The organism is Zooshikella ganghwensis DSM 15267 (genome assembly GCF_000428585.1).
Classification (GTDB): domain Bacteria; phylum Pseudomonadota; class Gammaproteobacteria; order Pseudomonadales; family Zooshikellaceae; genus Zooshikella; species Zooshikella ganghwensis.
In genome coordinates this window covers 1-20,121 of the sequence record NZ_AUAF01000050.1, presented here as the reverse complement: position 1 = coordinate 20,121, position 20,121 = coordinate 1, and the positions used below count along the sequence as shown (strand labels likewise).

The window sequence follows — 20,121 nt, the reverse complement described above, 5'->3', positions numbered from 1 at the left end:
ATAAAAAGTTAATCAGACTGGAGTTGTTGTGGAAGTCTATTTAGTTGGCGGTGCAGTGAGAGACCAACTACTGGGTATTAAAAGTCAAGATCATGACTGGGTTGTAGTCGGTGCTACCCCAGAGCAAATGCTCAACCAAGGATACCAACCCGTTGGTAAAGACTTTCCCGTTTTTTTACACCCCACCACCCACGAAGAGTATGCACTTGCTCGAACTGAGCGGAAATCAGGTCATGGTTATCATGGCTTTACATGTTATGCAGCACCTGATGTCACTTTAACAGAAGACTTGCAACGCCGTGATTTAACAATTAATGCAATCGCACAAAACAGCCAAGGAGAGCTGATAGATCCCTTTAATGGCGCGGGTGATCTCAGCCAAAAATGCTTACGTCATGTGTCGCCCGCCTTTGCAGAAGATCCCCTTCGTGTCCTGCGAGTAGCTCGCTTTGCTGCACGCTATCACCACTTAGGCTTTTATATTGCTGAAGAAACACTCAGCTTAATGTGCGCAATGGTCAATTCAGGAGAAGTAGATCACTTAGTATCAGAGCGTATATGGCAAGAAATCATTAAAGCCACTCAAACGCTAAGCCCTTGGATTTTCTTTACAACATTACAACAAGTGGGCGCACTAAAAAGAATCCTGCCTGAACTTGCAAGCCTCTGGCAAGAGTCTAACTTGCCACAACAAGCACTTAAAGCAGCCAAACAGCAGCAACTGGGCGAGGAAATACAGCTAGCCTGCGCCCTATTGTTACAAGTCCACCCTAATAAAGCCTCCACCTCAATAGAGGTTGATACTGCACATAACCTGACTAAGCAACTTTTAGAAAGATTAAAAGCACCAAATAATATTCGTCAGCTGAATTTATTGGTAAACCAGTTTTGGGCAGAGCTGATGCAGCTTGAACTATCAGCAAAAGACTTATTAAATATTTTCGATCGAGCAGATGCCTGGAGAAGAGGTGAGAGGTTTATGATGTTGCTGCAGTGCGTAAAATGTATAGCAGGCTATATACCACACTTAACACTTGAGCAAGTTAACGAGCACATCAAGGCAATTCATCAACAATGGCAAGCAGCAATGGCGATTAAACCAGGACCTTTTTTAAAACAGGGGCTTACTGGTAAAGCCTTAGGTGCAGCTATCCATGAGGCACGCCTAAGGGCTATTCGAGCGATAGCAAAAGAAAAATCTAGTGATAGCTAATTTCTTGGCTCATTGCTGTAAATCAGACAGCAAGCCTCATCTGCTAACCACTGACGTGCTTCAGCCTGAGTTAAGGTTGTGACACTTTTTTCTGTCTTTCTTACTAATGATGATGCCGCTAAAACCTTGGGTTGCAGACCTATTTCTTTGCCAAAAACAGAAAGCGTCACCTTATCCAGAATCTCACCAGGTTTACACTCTGTGTTTTCATCCGATTCTGCAAGCCCCACAAACGAAAGTAGCTCATCCGCAATAGTTAAGTAGTAACTATCTCGTATAACTTGTCGAGTATTAATAAAGCTGTCAGGTGGAGAGCTATGCAAAATATCTAAATCGCCAGGCTGAACAGTCAGAGCAGCACCAGGAATTCTGCGGTCACGGCCTAGGGTTGTTTCAAGCTGATTAAACCATGCTTTTAAGTGTTGAGGCTGATCTTTTGCGACAAAGTAAACCACCATATTATAAAAGTCTGCCGCATGTTTAATACCTACTGGCGCAGTCCTGATCAGTGGACTCATAGCAACAACACCAAAGCGATTTAACAATTGCTGCAAAATAAAGGAGATATTTATCTGGTAGTGAGTATTGCAGCCTATACCAACCAGAAATGCCTGCTGATTCATTACAATCTACATGACCCTAATTCAACTCATCATTGCTGCTCGAGAACGTTCGCATTCTATCGCTGCCACAGCATCTGGAAGTGCTTCAGGCTTACGAATTTTCAACCGAATATGCTCGACAGGAAAGGTTACAAATATGTGTTTTAATAGACCACCAGCCAAAGCTTCTAACATTAGATAGTTACTTGACGCACAAAAGGCTGACACAGCATCAGCAACAGCAGCATAATCCAGTGAGTCTTCCAGATTATCTGAACCCATCGCGGGCGACAAATCATAGTATAAAACCAGGTCCATAAAGAGTGACTGAGGCTGTTCTCGTTCCCAGTCATAAACTCCAATTAGCGCACTCACTTTAAGCTGTTCAATAATAACTTTATCCACACCCTCTCCCAGTAATAAATGAATAACCACCCACTGAAAACGGTGATATCAGCAACAAGGCCTTTAATATAGTCACCCAAGTTTTTTTGCTTAGTGACTGAATATTTGCGCTACTAAACTTTTGATAATTCTGTCATTGGCCAACGGGGTTTTGGCTTAATGCCCAAACTGTCAGATTGCCCAGCTAATAAGCGTTGGCAACCCGCATAAGCAATCATAGCGCCATTATCTGTGCAAAACTCTGGTCTTGCATAGAAGACCTGTGCTCCCAACTTAGCAACCACTGCTTCTAGCCGTTTACGAAGAGCCAGGTTAGCACTGACGCCTCCTGCTATTACAAGTGTGTTCATATTTGTTTGCTGCAATGCTCTACGGCACTTTATCGCTAATGTCTCAACAACTGCCTCTTGGAAGGCAAACGCAATATCAGCCTGGGTTTGTTGATCAAAAGTATCATTTTCCTTAGCTTCGATGGTGGTATTAAGGGTATACGTTTTTAAACCACTAAAGCTAAAATCTAGCCCCGGTCGATCGGTCATTGGCCGGGGGAAACGATAGCGAGCAGCATTCCCCTGAGTCGCCAGCTTCGCTATCACGGGACCACCAGGGTAACCAAGGCCCAGCATTTTAGCGGCTTTATCAAATGCTTCACCAGCCGCGTCATCAACCGACTCCCCCAGTAGCTCATAGTCTCCCATCCCATTAACAGCAACCAGCTGCGTGTGTCCACCAGACACCAACAATGCAACAAATGGAAATGCAGGAGGAACTGCTTCGAGCATCGGCGCTAACAGATGTCCTTCCATATGATGAACACCAATCGTAGGTACCTTCCAGACAAAAGCCAACGCCTGGGCAACAGCTGCCCCCACCATCAACGCACCAATCAAGCCCGGACCACGAGTATAAGCAATAGCTTCAATATCACTCTTTGCTACACCTGCACTCGCCAGCACACTATCGATTAAAGGTAAAATGCGACGAACATGATCTCTGGAAGCAAGCTCTGGGACTACACCACCATATTCAGCATGAATATCAACCTGACTAAACAGTGCATGAGCCTGAAGGCCTAACTCACTGTCATACACTGCAATACCTGTTTCGTCGCAAGACGTTTCGATTCCCAACACCTTCATAACAACTTGAATCACGCTCATAGAAATGCAATAAGGCGCACATGATAATCTTCCACGTCCAACAATGCACCCATTGATTGTTCTAGCACAACTGAAGCCAAATACTCGCTTTTCAACGTATCCAACCATTTCACTATTGTTTTGCACAAAAAAACGACATTTTTTTACTTATACCTTTGCATTTATTGCCAGAACGCTTTAATATTCGCTGCCCTTGAAATGGTCTAAAATTGCAAAGCATAGATTGCTTAATCATTAACCAAAAGAGGAAGAAGGTAAGGTCTGCATGCCAGCGGTAAAAGTTAAAGATAACGAACCCTTTGACGTTGCATTACGTCGTTTCAAACGCTCTTGTGAAAAAGCCGGTGTATTGGCTGAAGTTCGCCGTCGTGAGCATTACGAAAAGCCCACATCTGTTCGTAAGCGTAAAGCAGCAGCGGCTGTTAAGCGTTTAGCTAAAAAGCTTCAACGTGAGCAACGTCGTCGCGAACGTCTCTATTAATTTTATTGCCAGCACTACGTAGATCTGACTTTTCGCTCTCAACTTACGTAGAAAATTCCAATGGCAACAATTAAAGAACGCCTAAATGAGGCGGTAAAGGATGCCCTGCGCGCCAAAGAAAAGCTCAAACTCTCTACCCTTCGTATGGCTCTCTCTGAGTTAAAACGAGTAGAGATTGATGAGCGAGTGGAACTCGACGACTCTAGATGCACAACTATTTTAGATAAAATGGTAAAGCAGCGTCGTGAATCACTTAAACAGTTTGAAAGCGCCGGCCGCGAAGATTTGTCTGCAAGAGAACGCGCCGAAATTGAAGTTTTACAGAGCTTCCTACCAACCGCCTTAACTGCCTCTGAGCTAGAGTCTCTTGTGACTGAAGCCATAGTTCAAACGTCCGCTCAATCAATGAAAGATATGAGATTGGTCGTAGAACACTTAAAGCCCAAAGTTCTCGGACGTGCTGATATGGCCGAGGTTAGTAAACTCATTAAAAGTAAACTGACCTAATAACATCTTACTTCCACTAGCTGTGATAGAACTCCTTTTAGTGCGAGCCTATATATCACAGCTAAGGCCATTTATACTCCTGTTATGAGCGGCTTAATTCCCCAAAGCTTCATTGATGATTTATTGGCACGAACCGATATCGTTGACGTTATTGGAAGTCGTGTTCAACTCAAGAAAACCGGTAAGAATCTTGCTGCTTGCTGCCCTTTTCATCAGGAAAAAACCCCCTCCTTCACAGTCAGCCCTGACAAGCAGTTCTACTATTGCTTTGGCTGTGGTGCGGCAGGCAATGCACTTCGCTTTATCATCGAGTTTGACCAGCTTGACTTTCCCCAAGCAGTTGAGCAACTAGCTCAATCTTTAGGTCTTGATGTTCCAAGAGAAGCCCAGCAATATCAGCGACAAACTCATCGTTTTGAAGCTTTATTTGAAATAACTAAACAATCTGCAACATTTTTTCAACAGCAATTATTTAAACCTTCAGGGCACGCTGCACAGCATTATGTCCAACAAAGAGGGTTATCGGCAGCAACATTAAAACAGTATGCTATTGGCTATGCTCCAGCTGGCTGGCAAAACTTACTGGAACACTTTGATCAGTCTCCTGAAAATACCAAGCACCTGCTGACAGCAGGGTTAGTTATTGAAAACCCTGAAAAGCAATCAGTCTATGACCGCTTCAGACACCGTTTAATTTTTCCGATAAGAGACATTAGAGGTCGTTATATTGGCTTTGGTGGCCGAGTACTGAGTCCAAACGATAAGCCAAAATACCTAAACTCACCTGAAACCCCTATTTTTCTTAAACGGCAAGAATTGTATGGGCTATTTGAAGCTCGACAACAGCAACGTCAGTTGGATTTTTTGCTTGTTGTTGAAGGCTATATGGATGTCGTTGCTTTAGCCCAGCACGGCATTAAAAATGCGGTAGCAACCTTAGGTACTGCTGTTAGTCAAGAGCATGTAACTCGCCTTTTTAAAACTGTAAAAGAAGTTATTTACTGTTTTGATGGTGATGAGGCAGGAAGAAAAGCCGCCTGGCGAGCATTAGAAACCACCCTTCCTTTCATGCAAGACGGCTTTCAAGCCAAATTTCTATTTTTACCAGAAGGAGAAGATCCTGATAGCCTGGTTCGCAAAGAAGGCCAGCAAGCCTTTCTTGCACGTTTAAAATCCAACAGCCAAAGTATTGCTGACTACTTTTTTCATACACTTTGTGAGCAAGTTGATATTCAGCACATGGATGGTAAAGCAAGACTTGCTGCTCTAGCAAAGCCTTATATTGAACAGCTCCCCCAAGGGGTTTTCCATCAATTAATGCTGGGGCATTTAGCAGAACTTACAGGTCTTAGTGAGCAAGCACTCAGTGAGCTATCACATGCTGCAACTCAGCAAACTACCCAAACAATTGCTGAACCATCTATAAACCAAGCTAACCAGTATTCAGAAAAAAAAACCTCCAGATACCCAGCTAAAAATTTTGTCAGTGCAAGTAAATTAAGTGTATCCTTAACGCCCGCTCAAGTAGCAGTGTATTTATTATCTAAATACCCTGAGTTTGCTGAACAAGTAGAAAATTCTGACCGGCTTGCTAATGATCAAAGTGAGCATACTCGCTTACTCGCCGTAATGCTGAAACTACTAAAGGATAACCCCCAAGCTTCCGTGGGACACTTAATTGGTGAACTATACAATACACCACTTGGCAATATTTACGCAGCTGTTCTAAACCGTCCTCCTCCCCAAACAGGCCAAGCAAGTAAAGAAGTTTTTCTTGAAGCCTTAACAAGACTGCAACAGCAGCTAAACTTAGAGGACACTTATCAGGAGTTAAGTCAGTTCAAAAATTTAAAGTCTATGGATGCATCCAAAAAAGAAGCATTCTTGCGCGCTTTTGAACAGCTGCGCCAAAGCAAACGTTAAATGAACTGTATTTCATTTATTTCTTTGCCAAAGCGAATGCCTTGGTAAGAAAATATTGAGTAGGGTTGATATCTAATGAGGCGTACCCCATCTACATAACTGTAAAGTTCTGCAGAAGAATATCTAGAAGAAAATCGGGGGTTTAGGCTATAATAGGCGGCTTACCATTTCGTCGGCACGTCTGAGTTCGTTGTTAAAGGGTTACTATGTCCGGAAATTCGCAGCAACAGTCTCGCTTGAAAGAGCTTATTTCTAAAGGTAAGGAGCAAGGCTACCTTACTTATGCCGAGGTAAATGATCATTTACCAGAGGATATCTCAGATCCGGATCAGGTTGAAGATATTATCCGCATGATTAATGACATGGGAATTGCAGTTTATGAAGCAGCTCCTGATGTCGACACGTTGTTACTCAATGAAGCTGATACAGATGAAGCCGCTGCTGAAGAAGCTGCCGCTGCATTAGCCGCAGTAGAACAAGAAGCTGGACGCACCACTGACCCTGTTCGCATGTATATGCGAGAAATGGGTACCGTCGAGCTGCTCACCCGAGAAGGTGAAATTTCTATCGCAAAGCGGATTGAAGAAGGTATACGAGAGGTAATGTCTGCACTCTCATACTTTCCTGGTTCCGTTGAAATTGTGTTGGAAGAGTACAACCGTATTGTCACTGAAGAAGGCCGTTTAAGTGATCTGATCAGCGGTTATATTGATCCAGATAGCAATGAGCCAGCAGCGATCAATAATGAAGAGTTTAATCCTGAGGATGACGAAGAAATCCTTATGGAGCTAGATGATGAAGACGAAGAAGACTCTGACGAAGAAAAAGATACTGGGCCTGACCCAGAAGAAGCCAGAATCCGTTTCACTGCGTTGTATGATCACTTTGCTGAAGCATTAAAGGCCATTGAAGCTCATGGCCGTCACTCTAAAGAAGCTGGCCAGGCTCTCGCCTCAGCTGCTGAATACTTCATGCCGCTGAAGCTTGTTCCTAGACAGTTTGATTTACTCGTTTTTCGTGTTCGCTATGCACTTGAGCGTATCAGGAGAAATGAGCGCGCTATTATGCAAAGCTGTGTTCGTCTAGCCAAAATGCCTAGAAAAAACTTCCTAAAGGAGTTTCCAGGCAACGAAACAAACCAAGAGTGGGCTCCAGAACTCATTGCTCGAAATGAAAAGTACTCTCCTGTCCTTGCCGAGCAACTTGAGGATATTCAGCGTGCTCAACGAAAACTGGCTGCTATTGAAGAAAAGTTTCAATTAAGCATTCAGGAAATTAAAGAAATTAATCGGCGCATGTCAATTGGTGAAGCCCGAGCACGCCGCGCCAAGAAAGAAATGGTTGAAGCCAACTTACGCTTGGTTATTTCCATTGCCAAGAAATACACCAATCGTGGCCTACAGTTTCTGGACCTGATTCAGGAAGGTAATATTGGCTTGATGAAAGCCGTAGATAAGTTTGAGTACCGCCGGGGTTATAAGTTTTCGACCTATGCTACCTGGTGGATTCGACAGGCTATCACCCGCTCTATTGCTGACCAGGCCAGAACAATCCGTATCCCTGTCCACATGATTGAGACAATTAACAAGCTCAATCGTATTTCTCGGCAAATGCTGCAGGAAATGGGGCGTGAAGCAACTCCAGAAGAGTTAGCCGAACGTATGGATATGCCGGAAGATAAAATTCGTAAAGTGCTCAAAATCGCTAAAGAGCCCATCTCCATGGAAACTCCAATTGGTGATGATGAAGACTCCCACTTAGGTGATTTTATCGAAGATATCACCATACAGTCTCCAGTGGACTCTGCTACGATTGAAGGACTTCGTGAAGCAACACGTGAAGTGCTTTCTGGACTTACAGCTCGTGAAGCTAAAGTACTACGTATGCGCTTTGGTATCGATATGAATACTGATCACACCTTAGAAGAGGTCGGTAAACAGTTCGATGTAACCCGTGAGCGTATAAGACAAATAGAGGCCAAAGCTTTACGTAAGCTGCGCCACCCTACCCGTTCTGACCATCTACGCAGCTTCTTAGACGAGTAATCCTATGGGTGAAAGTGACACGTTCGCTTTCACCTTTCCCTTTCTCCTTCACAAAACGCCTGCTTTTTCTATTGTTAGTAATAGAAAACCTCTTATCAGCCGAATTTGACATAATATGTCATTTTTGCCACTATGCAACTCTCATTGCATCGCGGAGGTAATATGCACATTCAAGATCTTGCTCTGCGCTTTAATAACCTGCTTCAACATGAAGGCTATGAGTTTGACTGTCAGCCAATACCTGGCTGCCCCGACGTACTTCAAATAACTGTAACCAACTTAGATCCATTACCTATTTTTTTAACCATCACAGAGCAACAAACCCTCTGCATTGCCTACTTATGGACAGAAGAGCAAATCATTGAGGAACATCGATTATCATTACTTGAGTCATTACTAGAACTTAATGTGCCCATGCCTCTCTCATCATTTGCTAAATCAGGAGATAAATACTTAATTTTTGGAGCATTATCAATCCACTCCTCTTTTGATGACATTATTCATGAAATAATCACATTACATGAAAATGCACTAGAAGCGACCACAGCACTACAAACGTTTTTAAAGTAGGTTTTAGGAGTACTCACTATGAATGTCATGCAAAAATTACTTACCGCTTTACGAAGCAGTGCCCGTGAACTTGGTGATGCTATTATTGATGCTAACAGTACACGTATATTTGAGCAGGAAATTACTGAAGCTGAACAACACTTACAAGAAGCTAAAGTAGAACTGACTACACTACTTGCCAAGCAACTCCAGTCAGAAGATGAGCTGCAAAAAGTCCAACTTGATATAAAAAAGCATGAAAACTACGTAAAAGAAGCCTTAAAAAACCAAAACGAGTCACTGGCCCTGGAAATCGCAGAAAAAATTGCAGCGCTCGAAAGTGAACATAACCAAGTAAAACAAACTGTCGTAGACTATCAAAGTAATACCAATCAATTAAAAGTACTGATTCAAAAAACAGAACGACAATTGCGGGACTATCAGCGCCAACTGGCTATGGTTAAAACCACAGAAAAAGTACAACAAACTACATCAACTATTTCCGCTAACTTCTCTGCAGGCAATTCAAAATTAATCACCGCAAAAGAAACTCTTGACCGCATCGCCAAGCAGCAAGAGGAAGAAAAATACAAGCAACAAGCTGCAGATCAACTTGCCAATGAGTCAGAAGATAAACAGTTGGAGAAAAAGTTAACTGAAGCAGGAATCATTAAAAACAACCGAGCAGAAGACATTTTAGAAAAAATAAAACAAAGTCAACAAAATGACTAATTTTTGTTATTTAATTTTACACTAACTTAATAATTGTAACTGGATATGGCTAAGAAAAAAGCTATATTGCCTGAAAAGTGGCAACAGGAAAAAAAAGCACTTAAAGCTGTTCAAGTAGCATTCGACCTGGGTGAGGAAATCCATTTATCTATTCGACGAGAAGCCGTAGATAAACACCTAAACCCCTCGGATCTCATTCGAGAAATTCTTGGACTGCCGGTTAACAAAAAGCCTCAAAGGCCACGCTTATCTATCTCATTGTCACCTGACGACTTTATCTTTCTTGCTGAAAAGTTTGAGCTGGCTCCAGATGATAAAGTACAGATTAAACACAAAGCAGCTGAAGCTCTTATTGAACACGCTTTAGCTAAACCACAAACTCGGACAGATGAATAATGGTAGCATTTCTTAACATCATTTCTTCTTTTCCAACTATCGTATACTCTGTACTGTTAGCATTTATTCTAGCTTACTGGCTACTGTCATTAATTGGCTTACTTGACATAGATATTCTGGATTTAGATCTTGATATTGATGGTGATATTGAGTTTACCGGATTAACGGGATCTATCAGTGGCCTTTTGATTTCTTGTGGACTCACAGGTGTGCCCCTGACGATTGTCATAAGCCTACTCGTTTTACTAAGCTGGATTCTCACTTACTTTACAGATTTCTATCTATTACAGCTACTTGAACCTGGCTGGATTCACAACGTTCTCGGACTTGCTTGTATTGTTATTAGCTTCCTTATATCTGTGCCAATTACAGCACGTATCATTCAACCATTAAGACCCTTATTTCAAACCCATGACAGTCGTTTGGGTTCCATTGTAGGCACTACTTGTATTGTGACAAGTAGCAAAGTTGATGAACACTTTGGTCGAGCAGAAGTAACAAAAGACAGTGACTCAATTATCATTCATATTCGATCAAGTGAACCTAACACCATCCACAAAGGTGACAAAGTTCTTATTATTGATTGCAATCCAGATAAAAATATTTATAAAGTTGCCAGCATTGATTAAAGGTTCGATCTAATCTATAACCCATTACACCAGAACGTTATGCTCAACTTTCCCAGCAGCTCACACAAGTAGAGAACGGAGAAGACCAAGTTGGACAGTAACTCATTTACCAAAAAAAGTACTTAAGTACAGATCATAAATATTAATTATTGTGTAAAAACCACATTAGAACTGCATAGTGATTAAAAGTTCGCTCTTTTAAAAAAGTGTAATAATTAGAGTTATACGATAGCTATAATCAAATTTTTTAGGCTTGATTAAGTCGTAACACTAATAATGGCTAGCATACAATTAACTTTGCTAATTAATTACGACAAGATGCCTTAACTATTTCAAGCAATGATTTTTACTAAAATTATAATAATGTCAGGGCTTTACTGAAAGTATTATAAATAAACGTGACGAGTAAACCATTAAAAAGAGTTGTGACAAGTATAATCTCAACACTTAAACGAGTATTTACCCCAAGGAGTATTTTATGCACGGTGAAGGCGACTTATTGACAAGTTTGATGCCTTTTATTGTAAGTATAGGCATTACACTGTTTATAATTTTTGTGTTTGCCCTTTTAATCAATAAATTTTATGTAAAAGTCGATCAAGGAAAAGCCCTTATCGTTAACACTCTTAAAAAAGACCCAATTGTAAGTTTTACAGGAAAATTAGTGCTTCCAGTTATCCATAAGAAAGAAATTATGGATATCTCTCAAAAAAAGATTGAGATTAACCGAAAAGGTAAAGAAGGTCTTATTTGTAAAGATAACATTCGTGCAGATATTGATGTTGCCTTTTTCGTGCGTATAAATAAGACAGCTGAAGCTGTTCTCCAAGTAGCATCTCGCATTGGTTGCGAACGCGCATCCACACCTCAAACACTTGAGGAGTTATTTAATGCAAAGTTTTCCGAAGCCTTAAAAACTGTTGGTAAGCAACTGGATTTTGAAGACCTTTATCGAGAACGGGCACTGTTTCGTGAAAAAATACTTGAACAAATTGGCACAAGCTCTAATGATCTTGATGGTTATGAACTAACAGATGTAGCCATTGACTATCTGGAACAAACTCCTATTAGCTTGCTTGATAAAGAAAATATTCTTGATGCACAAGGTATTCGTAAAATAACAGAGCTGACTGCCGCTCAAAATGTTAATACCAATAATTTAAAGCGGGAAGAAGAGCTTCAAATCAAAAAGAAAAATGTCGAATCACGAGAGATGATTCTGGAGCTTGAGCGCCAGGAAGCTGATGCTGAGGCCCGCCAACAGCGTGAAATTGCCAACATACAAGCACGAGAAACAGCTGAGTCTGATCGTGTTGCAACAGAAGAAAATCTCAAAGCAGAGCAAGCCAGAATTCAAGCAGATCAGGAAATTGAGGTGCTTCAACAAAATAAACAGCGCGAAATTGAAGTTGCTGAAAAAAATCGCGAACGGGCTGTAGCCATCGAAACAGAAAAAGTTGAGCGTGTTCGTCAGCTAGAAACCATTTCCAGAGAAAAAGAAGTTGAATTACAACGTATTGCTAAAGAGAAAGCATTAGAAGAAGAACGCAAAGCAATTGCTGATGTCACGCGCGAGCGGGTTGCTGTTGATCGAACAGTGGCAGAAGAAGAAGAAAATATCAAAAGGGTACGCGTACTGTCTGAAGCGGAACGAGCCAAAGATGTACGTGTTATGGAAGCGGAAGCAGAAGCGCAAGAATCACTGGTAAAAGAGCTTAAAGCCGCAGAAGCTGCTGAGCAAAAAGCTGTATTTGCAGCCAAAGAAATGTTGACTATTGCTCAAGCCGAGCTTGAAACGTCTGAAAAAGAAGCAGCTGCCAAGATTCGCATTGCTGAAGGTGTTAAAGCCGAACAAGCTGCACCAGGATTAGCAAAAGCTGAGATTGATGAAGCTCAAGCTATCAGTTATGAAAAACAAGGCTTAGCACAAGCGAAAGTCTTGCAGGAAAAAATGCGCGCAGAAGCCTTGGGTATTGAGCAAAAAGGCTTGGCAGAAGCCAAAGCGTCTGCAGAAAAAATGCAAGCTGAAGCGCAAGGAAAAGAACAGCTGGGTATGGCTGAAGTCCGGGTTAAAGAAGCTGACGCTCTTAGTCAAGAGAAACAGGCCTTGGTGGATATTAAGGTCAAAATTGCTGAAGCAGAAGCGATTGAAAAACAAGGGCTTGCAGAGGCTGAAGCTATTAAAGAACGATTTAAAGCTGAAGCTGATGGCTTACGTGAGAAATTTGCAGCTATGGGTGAAATCAGCGAAGTGGCCAGAGAACATGAAGAGTTCCGTATGAAACTGGATACTTCACATGCTGAAAATATGTCATCTATTGCCGCCAATAAAGAAATTGCACATGAGCAAGCAAAAGTACTGGCAGAAGCTTTAAAACAAGCCAACATCGATATTGTCAGTGGTGATGGACAATACTTTGATCGATTTGCCAGTGCCCTGTCGGTTGGAAAAGCTATTGATGGCGCTGTTGATAAGTCAGTTACTTTACAATCTATTGCCACCATGCTTAGTCAATTTATGGGTAAATCTAATGGGGACGCATCCGTGAATACCATAGATCAAGTCTCTGCCAAAGATGAAAAAGCTTGATAACTACAAAAGCTAACAATGCTTTACTCAATGCTGGCGGCATTTTGGCCAGCATTGATGTCTTCGTCAACGACAAGTTTTGGAAAGCAATATTTCAAAGTGAAGCTGAATAAACAGTCAAATTGCACATCACTACGAAGACAGTAGTTAATGAGTTCAACCACCCCAAAATTAACAGAATGCCAAACTCAGCTAGCGATCATTACCCGACACATCACTTTTATATGTAAACAATAGTCATTTTATCTTCAACAAACTGGGTATACACATTGATGATTTCTTTAGCTGTTTTAGTAAGAGGTTGTAGCCGTGACGAATAATACAGAACAAGTACTGGAACAAGCTGTCCATCAAGAAGGTGCCTACGAAGTTTTAAAAACACGGCTCCATCAGCAGGCATCAGCCCTTAATGAAAGAATTTCCCAGTTAAATGAACTACGTATTGCAGCCTTTGGCAAAACAGAAATCTCAATCATAAACCGTGTTCGAACAAGAACAGAGAATAACTGTGTTGCACGCGATATTGTCAGAATAGGCAACCAGTTACTTTTTGGTTTTAATGTTTTTATGGGGCTAAAAAAAGAACATGCTATTAGTGATGTTTTTGCACTTTACCAACTTTCTGAGGATGGCCCCAATGAGTTACAAATTACTCCAATTGAATTAAAAAAAAGTTTTCTTTACGACCAAAAGTTTTTAGACGATTTTAAAGAACTCTACACATATTATAAACATGCTAAGCTGATTCAGCTCCGTGCCACCAACAATATGCTACTTGCCGCATTCCAAATTGGACAAAAAGTAGGTGATATTCGTGTCTTTCGCTGGTCTTTGGATAGTACTAATCCTAGCTATATTGATAATCGTGGTGAACGTGATATTACCCTGCCTGCTACTCATGATTTTGAGTGGACGCCTACAACTCGAGATAATCATGTACTCGGTAAGCATTCACATATCAATATACTTGACAAGGTGTTTATTGAAACGATTAATGGTGACCTTACCGTTAAAGTTGAAAATAACACCACTGATGGACAAGGTATATATAGTGAACCTGTAGATGATTTGCACCAATCACTGGATGATGCAGAAATCTACTATGCAGATTTGTTTAATCTAATTTTACTCAAAGTAAAACCTTATCGTGAAGAATCGTATCGGTATTTAGTATTTAATACCCTTCTGAATACTGTCACACGGATAGATGAGTTAGGCAACTCATGCCAACAGTTACCAGAAAATCACGGAATAATTTATCCTGGGGGATATTATCTTACTACAGGTGAGCACAAAACATTTTCAACAATTAACACAGAAAATCTTGTTTATAAACGTACAATTAAATCACCTAATGGTGAAGATATACTTTATGTATATTATGAACCTGTTGCAGGGCGCTTAGTGTTATGTGCTTACAACCTTATTACCAAGACGTTAACTAACCCCATTGAAGGGCATGGTTACGCTTTATATCCTGATGGGAAAATGATTATTTTCTCAGATAGTGGTGAAGAACCAACACATATTCACCCTATGCAAATCTGGCAAACGCCATTTGTCAGTGATGACTTTGCCAGTGCTCAAGAAACAGCTACAGGCTTATTTGCAACGTTAGGTAACGCTGAGCTTGTGCGAGCAATTTCTGACTTATACAGTATTAGTAAAGCTATTCTACAGCTACAACCAAGTACGCAAGTTTATACATCCCTCATAAACCAATGCAATACATTATTTGATAATTATTATTGGTTAGATCAAAGTGAGGTGGGCGATCTGGCCCCATCTGTCAAAGAAATTGTCAAAAATGCAGAGTTAGTACTTGATGAGTTCAAAAAAGTACAACACTTACAGCATCGAGCAGAAGATGCATTAAACAAAGCAGAACAGCAACAAAAAACATTGTTAGGTGGACTAACCCCTGAGCGCTGGGATAGCCCTGAACAGTTTGTAACTGCTTTAAACGACTTTAAAAAACAAAAAGGTCATCTTCTTACTCTGCAAGATACACGTTATATCAACGAAGAACGATTAGCAGAACTCAACAAAAAAACAGATGAAATAATTGACAAAATAAGTCAGCAAACAATTGCTTTCATTAGTAAAGATGAAGCCCTAATCCCTTACCAACAAAAACTCAAAACATTTGAAGAGTCAATTACAACAGCAGAAGATTCAAAGTCACTCAAGGCTATTCAGAATGAAGTTGAACAAACAGCAGAAGGTCTTGATTTACTTACCAATATTCTATCTACACTCGAAGTTGAAGAGGCTCCAGAAAGGACAATTATTCTGGAGAAAGTGGCAGAAATTTATGCTCAGGTAAACCAGGTAAAAGCTAAATCTCGGAACAAACTAAAAGCTATTAAAGCAACAGAGTCTGTAGCCGAATTTGGCGCTCAGTTTAAACTATTTTCTCTTAGTATTACTAATGCAGTCAGCGTCAGTGATACGCCTGAACGCTGCGATGAAGAGCTTACGAAGCTAACAATCCAGCTTGAAGAAATTGAAAGCCAGTTTGCAGAAAACGAACAGTATCTTGGTGAAATTCTCAATAAGCGTGAAGAGTTATACGACACATTCCAGAATCTTAAACAAACACTGCTTGATGAGCGACAACGCCGAGCCCAACATCTATATGATTCAGCAGTACGCGTATTAAAAAGCATCGAACGACGCAGCCAAAGTTTTACTACCGTGGAAGACCTTAATACCTATTTTGCGTCTGATGCCATGGTGCTGAAAATTAAATCGTTTTCAGACCAGCTTATCAACTTAACAGAAAGTGTTAAAGCTGATGACCTTCACTCCCAACTAAAAGGCATAAAAGATCAAGCAGTCAAGTCATTACGAGATAAATCAGAAATATACTCTGATCAAGGTAAAACATTAAAGCTCGGAAAGCATTTATTTAATGTCAATACACAACAGCTTGATACTGGTTTAATACATAAAAATAGTCAACTTTATCTACACTTAAATGGTACAAATTTTTACCAGCCTATTGCTCATGAAGCACTTGAAAGCTTAAAAGACTATTGGAATCAAACCATTTCGTCTGAAAATCAATTTGTTTATCGAGCTGAATATTTAGCTTATCAGATTATCCAGTCAGCTGAAAATTTTGAACAAGGCTGGTCAGTAGCAAAGCTACAAGAACTAAAATATGATAATGAGCAACTAATAAAAGCTATTCGTGAATATATGACACCTCGTTATCAAGAAGGTTATCAAAAAGGTATTCATGATCATGATTGTGCTAAAATACTAACAGTGTATTTAACCGCTTTAGAGACACAAGGTTTATTAAAATATGCAGGGCTATCAAGATGTTGTGCTGCATACTTTTGGTTATCGATTCAAAGCAACTCTTCACAAGTTAATATGCTATCAGGTAAAGCTCTAGGTGCCCTGATACTGGCTAATAAGATGGGAGAAAGTAAAGCGCTAAATGCCCTGGTTCATGAGCTGGAGGAAAATTTAAAGGCATTCTATCAAGACAAATCACCTAATACATCTATCGATTTAACAAGTACCGCTAAATACCTTGTTGACGTGTTAGCCGTATCCTCTACTCAGTTTATGATTAGTGTCCAAGGACAACAACTAGCAGAGCAGCTTGATAAGACCCTTCATGACTTGAATTATTATGCTGCTTTTGAAAAAACACTAATTGAATTAAGTGATAATTTTCAAGCTCAATGGGAATTGCTTTATCATTGGTTAAGTGCATTAACAAAAGATATACCTGAGAGTATACGTGACACTGTTATTGCTGATGCAGTGACAGTCATCTTAACCAATAAAAAGCTGTCTCTCAAAACCCTATCACTCCCCGAAAGTAATAGTATTTCAGGTATGCTAGGAGATCATCCACGAATTCAACAGGGAGAGCTACCCTTTTCTTTAGCTGAGTTCAATAACCGTCTACAGTATTTTACCCAAACAGACACTGTTAACTTTGAAAAGCTTGTCAGCATAAAGCATAAGCTCCTTGAGCAAGAGCGTAAACGATTACGCCTTGATGATTTCACCCCCAAGCCACTCACCTCCTTCGTCCGAAACAAACTGATCAATGATGTCTATTTTAAAATCATTGGTGATAATTTAGCTAAACAAATGGGAGCAGCAGGTGACCAGAAGCGCTCTGACTTAATGGGTCTATTACTGCTTATTTCACCTCCTGGTTATGGTAAAACAACATTAATGGAGTATATCGCCAACCGCTTGGGACTCATCTTTGTTAAAGTGAACTGTCCCTCGTTAGGTCATCAAGTCATTTCTCTTGACCCTGAAGAAGTCCCGAATGCAACTGCAAAGCAAGAGCTTATAAAATTAAACTTGAGTTTTGAAATGGGCAATAATGTCATGTTGTATTTAGATGATATACAGCATACACACCCTGAATTTTTACAAAAATTTATTTCTCTGTGTGATGGTACGCGACGGGTAGAAGGTGTTTGGGATGGTGAAACCAAAACCTATGATTTAAGAGGCAAAAAATTCTGCATCGCAATGGCTGGAAACCCTTATACAGAATCAGGTGAGGTCTTTAAAATACCTGATATGCTCGCAAACCGTGCCGATATTTATAATCTAGGGGATATACTCAGCGGTTCAGAAGAAACGTTTGAATTAAGCTACATTGAAAACAGTTTAACCTCAAACGCTGTATTGTCTCCATTAGCCACTCGTAGTTTATCTGACGTTTATCATCTTATTGATATGGCTAAAGGTAAACAATCAGCAAATGGACAGTTAGAGTACGACTATTCAGGTGCTGAACTTGAAGAAATATTAAGTGTTTTACGAAAGCTTCTCCATATTCAAAAATTTGTCCTTAAAGTTAATCAAGCTTACATAAAATCTGCTGCTACAGCAGATGCTTACAGAACAGAGCCTCCTTTTAAACTACAAGGAAGTTACCGAAATATGAATAAAATGGCTGAAAAAGTAGTTGCCATTATGAATGGTGAGGAGTTAAACAACCTGATACTTGACCACTATGTAGGAGAAGCTCAAACATTAACTTTTGGTGCAGAGGAAAACCTACTTAAGCTTAAAGAAATAATGCAGTTTTTGAATGACGACGAGACTACTCGCTGGCAAAAAATCAAAGATGAGTTCACTAAACGAATTGCCCTTGGCGGCGATGAACAAGATACACTGACTAAAATTGCTTTTCAAATTGCTAGCTTAAACCAAGGTTTAACCGGTATCGAAAAAAGCTTAAGCCAGTCAACATCGGCACAAGCCTGGTCAGAGCACCTTACTGGTTTTCAGCAAACAGTACACCAGACTCTGGGACAACAACAGAAACAGTCTCTCGCAGCAAGTAAAATGCTTCAGCATCAACTGGGTAATATCAGTAAAGCAATGACAATGATCGGTGAAAGTCTGGTAGAAAGTAGTCATGGTCTACAACATATTACTGCGTTAAGTGATGCCTGCCAACAGATCCAGAAAAACCTTGAAACCATGGATTTTTCTATCAATGTTGTTAACCAGCCAAGCCCTGTGCTGGAGCAATCACTAAGTGCCCTTGCAAACACAGTAGAGTCTTCACTCATGCCTGTCGTTACAACCATGAATCATAAAATTGGACTTGATCAAAATATATTGCGCAAAGTTAACGAGTTATCAGCTCAATTTAAAGCCATTTTGGACCGTCAATAAAATATTATTCACTATGCTTAATTCAAAGGTTACTAATATTTCCTGCTGGAAAAGTGTAATAGGTCTTTTAAGTTTTATGTGGCTAATTCATTTAGTCAACCTTCTACTAGGTTACCAGCTCAATCAGTTTGGGCTAGTTCCTCGTAGCATAAGCCACTTTACTGCAATATTTTATTGGAGTTTTTTACATGGTAGTTTTGACCACTTACTCACCAATAGTATTCCTTTCACCATTTTAGGATTGTTAGTGGCTGTACGTGGAAGCAATTACTTCTTTTTAACCACACTATTTATTAGTATTGCATCCGGTATCGTTGTCTGGCTGTTTGGTCGCACAGCCATTCATATAGGAGCAAGTGTACTGATTTATGGTTACTTTGGTTTTCTTGTCAGCCGAGCCTGGTTTGATCGAAGTCCCATTTCACTTATCATCGCACTTATTGTCGTCATCACCTATAGCGGTTTAATCTTCGGACTTTTTCCCAATACACAACAGGTTTCTTGGGAAGGCCACTTAGCAGGACTGTTAAGTGGTGGACTCATGGCCTGGCTATTATATAAGCAAACACCTACCAAGAAAAAATTACAGGAATAAATTTTATGAATACAACAACACACGACTATATCAAGTTGGCAACCTACGCGGTAAATATTTTTGCAAGTGATGGCAAGTTAAATGCCAACGAATTTGATCAGCTAATGACTATCGCCCTCCGTGACGGAGTTGTTGATGATGACGAGAAAAGAGTATTAACTAATATTCTTAACAAAGTAAGGATAGAAGAAATATCGGATGAGTTGCAGGCCAAGATAGCTCAAGTACGTGATAAGTATAGCTTTTAATAATAAGTGACTCTAATAAAAGCTTTTTTAAGAAAGCAAAAATAATATACTTTTAAGGGGCCTTCAAATAAAGAAGCCCCTAGATTGACCCTGTAAATATTTCTGTGTATCCGCCCAGTTTTAAATATAGGGTCTAAGTCGATCCTCAAACTCAATCATAAATCGATTTAACGCCGCTTTCCAATTTCGAATCGGCATTGTCCACTTTTTTGATGCATCCTGAATCGCTAAGAAAATAACTTTTCTTGCCGCATCATCCGTTGGAAACAATTTACGCTTTTTAATCGCTTTTCGGATGACGCTGTTGAGTGATTCAATGGCATTCGTTGTATAAATCGCTTTGCGTATGTCATCAGGATAATTAAACAGC

17 protein-coding genes are annotated in these 20,121 nt (G+C 40.3%); 13 read left to right on the top strand and 4 right to left on the bottom strand.

From position 1 onward, the window contains the following. Nucleotides 1-28: 28 nt before the first annotated feature. Complete coding sequence (locus F607_RS0112565) at nucleotides 29-1,213, top strand: multifunctional CCA addition/repair protein (protein ID WP_027708366.1); 1,185 nt, start codon at nucleotides 29-31, stop codon at nucleotides 1,211-1,213. Here F607_RS0112565 and F607_RS0112560 read toward each other — a convergent pair. From F607_RS0112560 to tsaD, 3 genes are all read right to left on the bottom strand, one after another. Further along, entirely contained in the window at nucleotides 1,210-1,836 is a 627-nt protein-coding gene (locus F607_RS0112560; protein ID WP_027708365.1) for a 2-amino-4-hydroxy-6-hydroxymethyldihydropteridine diphosphokinase, read from the bottom strand. The genes F607_RS0112565 and F607_RS0112560 overlap by 4 nt on opposite strands. Nucleotides 1,837-1,857: 21 nt before the next feature. Further along, the gene (gene folB, locus F607_RS0112555) at nucleotides 1,858-2,220 is read right to left on the bottom strand and encodes a dihydroneopterin aldolase (RefSeq protein ID WP_027708364.1); all 363 of its coding nucleotides are present in this window, start codon (nucleotides 2,218-2,220) and stop codon (nucleotides 1,858-1,860) included. 113 nt (nucleotides 2,221-2,333) lie between these two features. Continuing rightward, the gene (gene tsaD / locus F607_RS0112550; protein ID WP_027708363.1) at nucleotides 2,334-3,359 is read right to left on the bottom strand and encodes a tRNA (adenosine(37)-N6)-threonylcarbamoyltransferase complex transferase subunit TsaD; all 1,026 of its coding nucleotides are present in this window, start codon (nucleotides 3,357-3,359) and stop codon (nucleotides 2,334-2,336) included. Between the two features lie 286 nt (nucleotides 3,360-3,645). Between tsaD and rpsU the strand changes: the two genes are divergently transcribed. The 12 genes from rpsU (at nucleotide 3,646) to F607_RS0112485 (ending at nucleotide 19,751) form a co-directional block, all read left to right on the top strand. Further along, complete coding sequence (rpsU, locus tag F607_RS0112545) at nucleotides 3,646-3,861, top strand: 30S ribosomal protein S21 (protein WP_027708362.1); 216 nt, start codon at nucleotides 3,646-3,648, stop codon at nucleotides 3,859-3,861. A 60-nt stretch (nucleotides 3,862-3,921) separates the two neighbouring features. Next, a complete protein-coding gene (locus F607_RS0112540; RefSeq protein WP_027708361.1) occupies nucleotides 3,922-4,368 on the top strand; it encodes a GatB/YqeY domain-containing protein in 447 nt (148 codons plus the stop codon). Between the two features lie 84 nt (nucleotides 4,369-4,452). Next, the gene (gene dnaG, locus F607_RS0112535; RefSeq protein ID WP_027708360.1) at nucleotides 4,453-6,291 is read left to right on the top strand and encodes a DNA primase; all 1,839 of its coding nucleotides are present in this window, start codon (nucleotides 4,453-4,455) and stop codon (nucleotides 6,289-6,291) included. A gap of 206 nt (nucleotides 6,292-6,497) precedes the next feature. Next, a complete protein-coding gene (gene rpoD, locus F607_RS0112530) occupies nucleotides 6,498-8,336 on the top strand; it encodes an RNA polymerase sigma factor RpoD (RefSeq protein ID WP_027708359.1) in 1,839 nt (612 codons plus the stop codon). A gap of 162 nt (nucleotides 8,337-8,498) precedes the next feature. Beyond that, nucleotides 8,499-8,906, top strand: a complete 408-nt coding sequence (locus F607_RS0112525) for a YjfI family protein (protein ID WP_027708358.1) — start codon at nucleotides 8,499-8,501, stop codon at nucleotides 8,904-8,906. An 18-nt stretch (nucleotides 8,907-8,924) separates the two neighbouring features. Then, on the top strand, nucleotides 8,925-9,617 hold the full coding sequence (locus F607_RS0112520; protein WP_027708357.1) for a PspA/IM30 family protein: 693 nt from the start codon (nucleotides 8,925-8,927) through the stop codon (nucleotides 9,615-9,617). A gap of 45 nt (nucleotides 9,618-9,662) precedes the next feature. Further along, nucleotides 9,663-10,013, top strand: coding sequence for a hypothetical protein (locus F607_RS0112515; protein ID WP_027708356.1), 351 nt, complete (start codon nucleotides 9,663-9,665; stop codon nucleotides 10,011-10,013). Continuing rightward, the gene (locus F607_RS0112510) at nucleotides 10,013-10,642 is read left to right on the top strand and encodes a DUF1449 family protein (protein ID WP_027708355.1); all 630 of its coding nucleotides are present in this window, start codon (nucleotides 10,013-10,015) and stop codon (nucleotides 10,640-10,642) included. Before F607_RS0112515 ends, F607_RS0112510 begins: the two co-directional genes overlap by 1 nt. Before the next feature lie 478 nt (nucleotides 10,643-11,120). Beyond that, nucleotides 11,121-13,232: a flotillin family protein gene (locus tag F607_RS0112505; RefSeq protein ID WP_206196798.1), complete on the top strand. Its 2,112-nt coding sequence runs from the start codon at nucleotides 11,121-11,123 to the stop codon at nucleotides 13,230-13,232. Nucleotides 13,233-13,541: 309 nt separating this feature from the next. Continuing rightward, entirely contained in the window at nucleotides 13,542-18,908 is a 5,367-nt protein-coding gene (locus F607_RS0112495; protein ID WP_027708353.1) for a DNA repair ATPase, read from the top strand. Nucleotides 18,909-18,984: 76 nt separating this feature from the next. Further along, nucleotides 18,985-19,503 carry a rhomboid family intramembrane serine protease gene (locus tag F607_RS0112490; protein ID WP_051311430.1) on the top strand — a complete coding sequence of 173 codons (519 nt, stop codon included), beginning with the start codon at nucleotides 18,985-18,987 and terminating at the stop codon, nucleotides 19,501-19,503. 5 nt (nucleotides 19,504-19,508) lie between these two features. After that, a complete protein-coding gene (locus tag F607_RS0112485) occupies nucleotides 19,509-19,751 on the top strand; it encodes a hypothetical protein (protein ID WP_038291216.1) in 243 nt (80 codons plus the stop codon). 120 nt (nucleotides 19,752-19,871) lie between these two features. On the opposite strand, the gene F607_RS29515 is transcribed toward F607_RS0112485, so the two are convergent. Then, nucleotides 19,872-20,121: transposase (locus tag F607_RS29515; RefSeq protein WP_027709385.1), on the bottom strand; the 250-nt coding region annotated here is incomplete at its 5' end.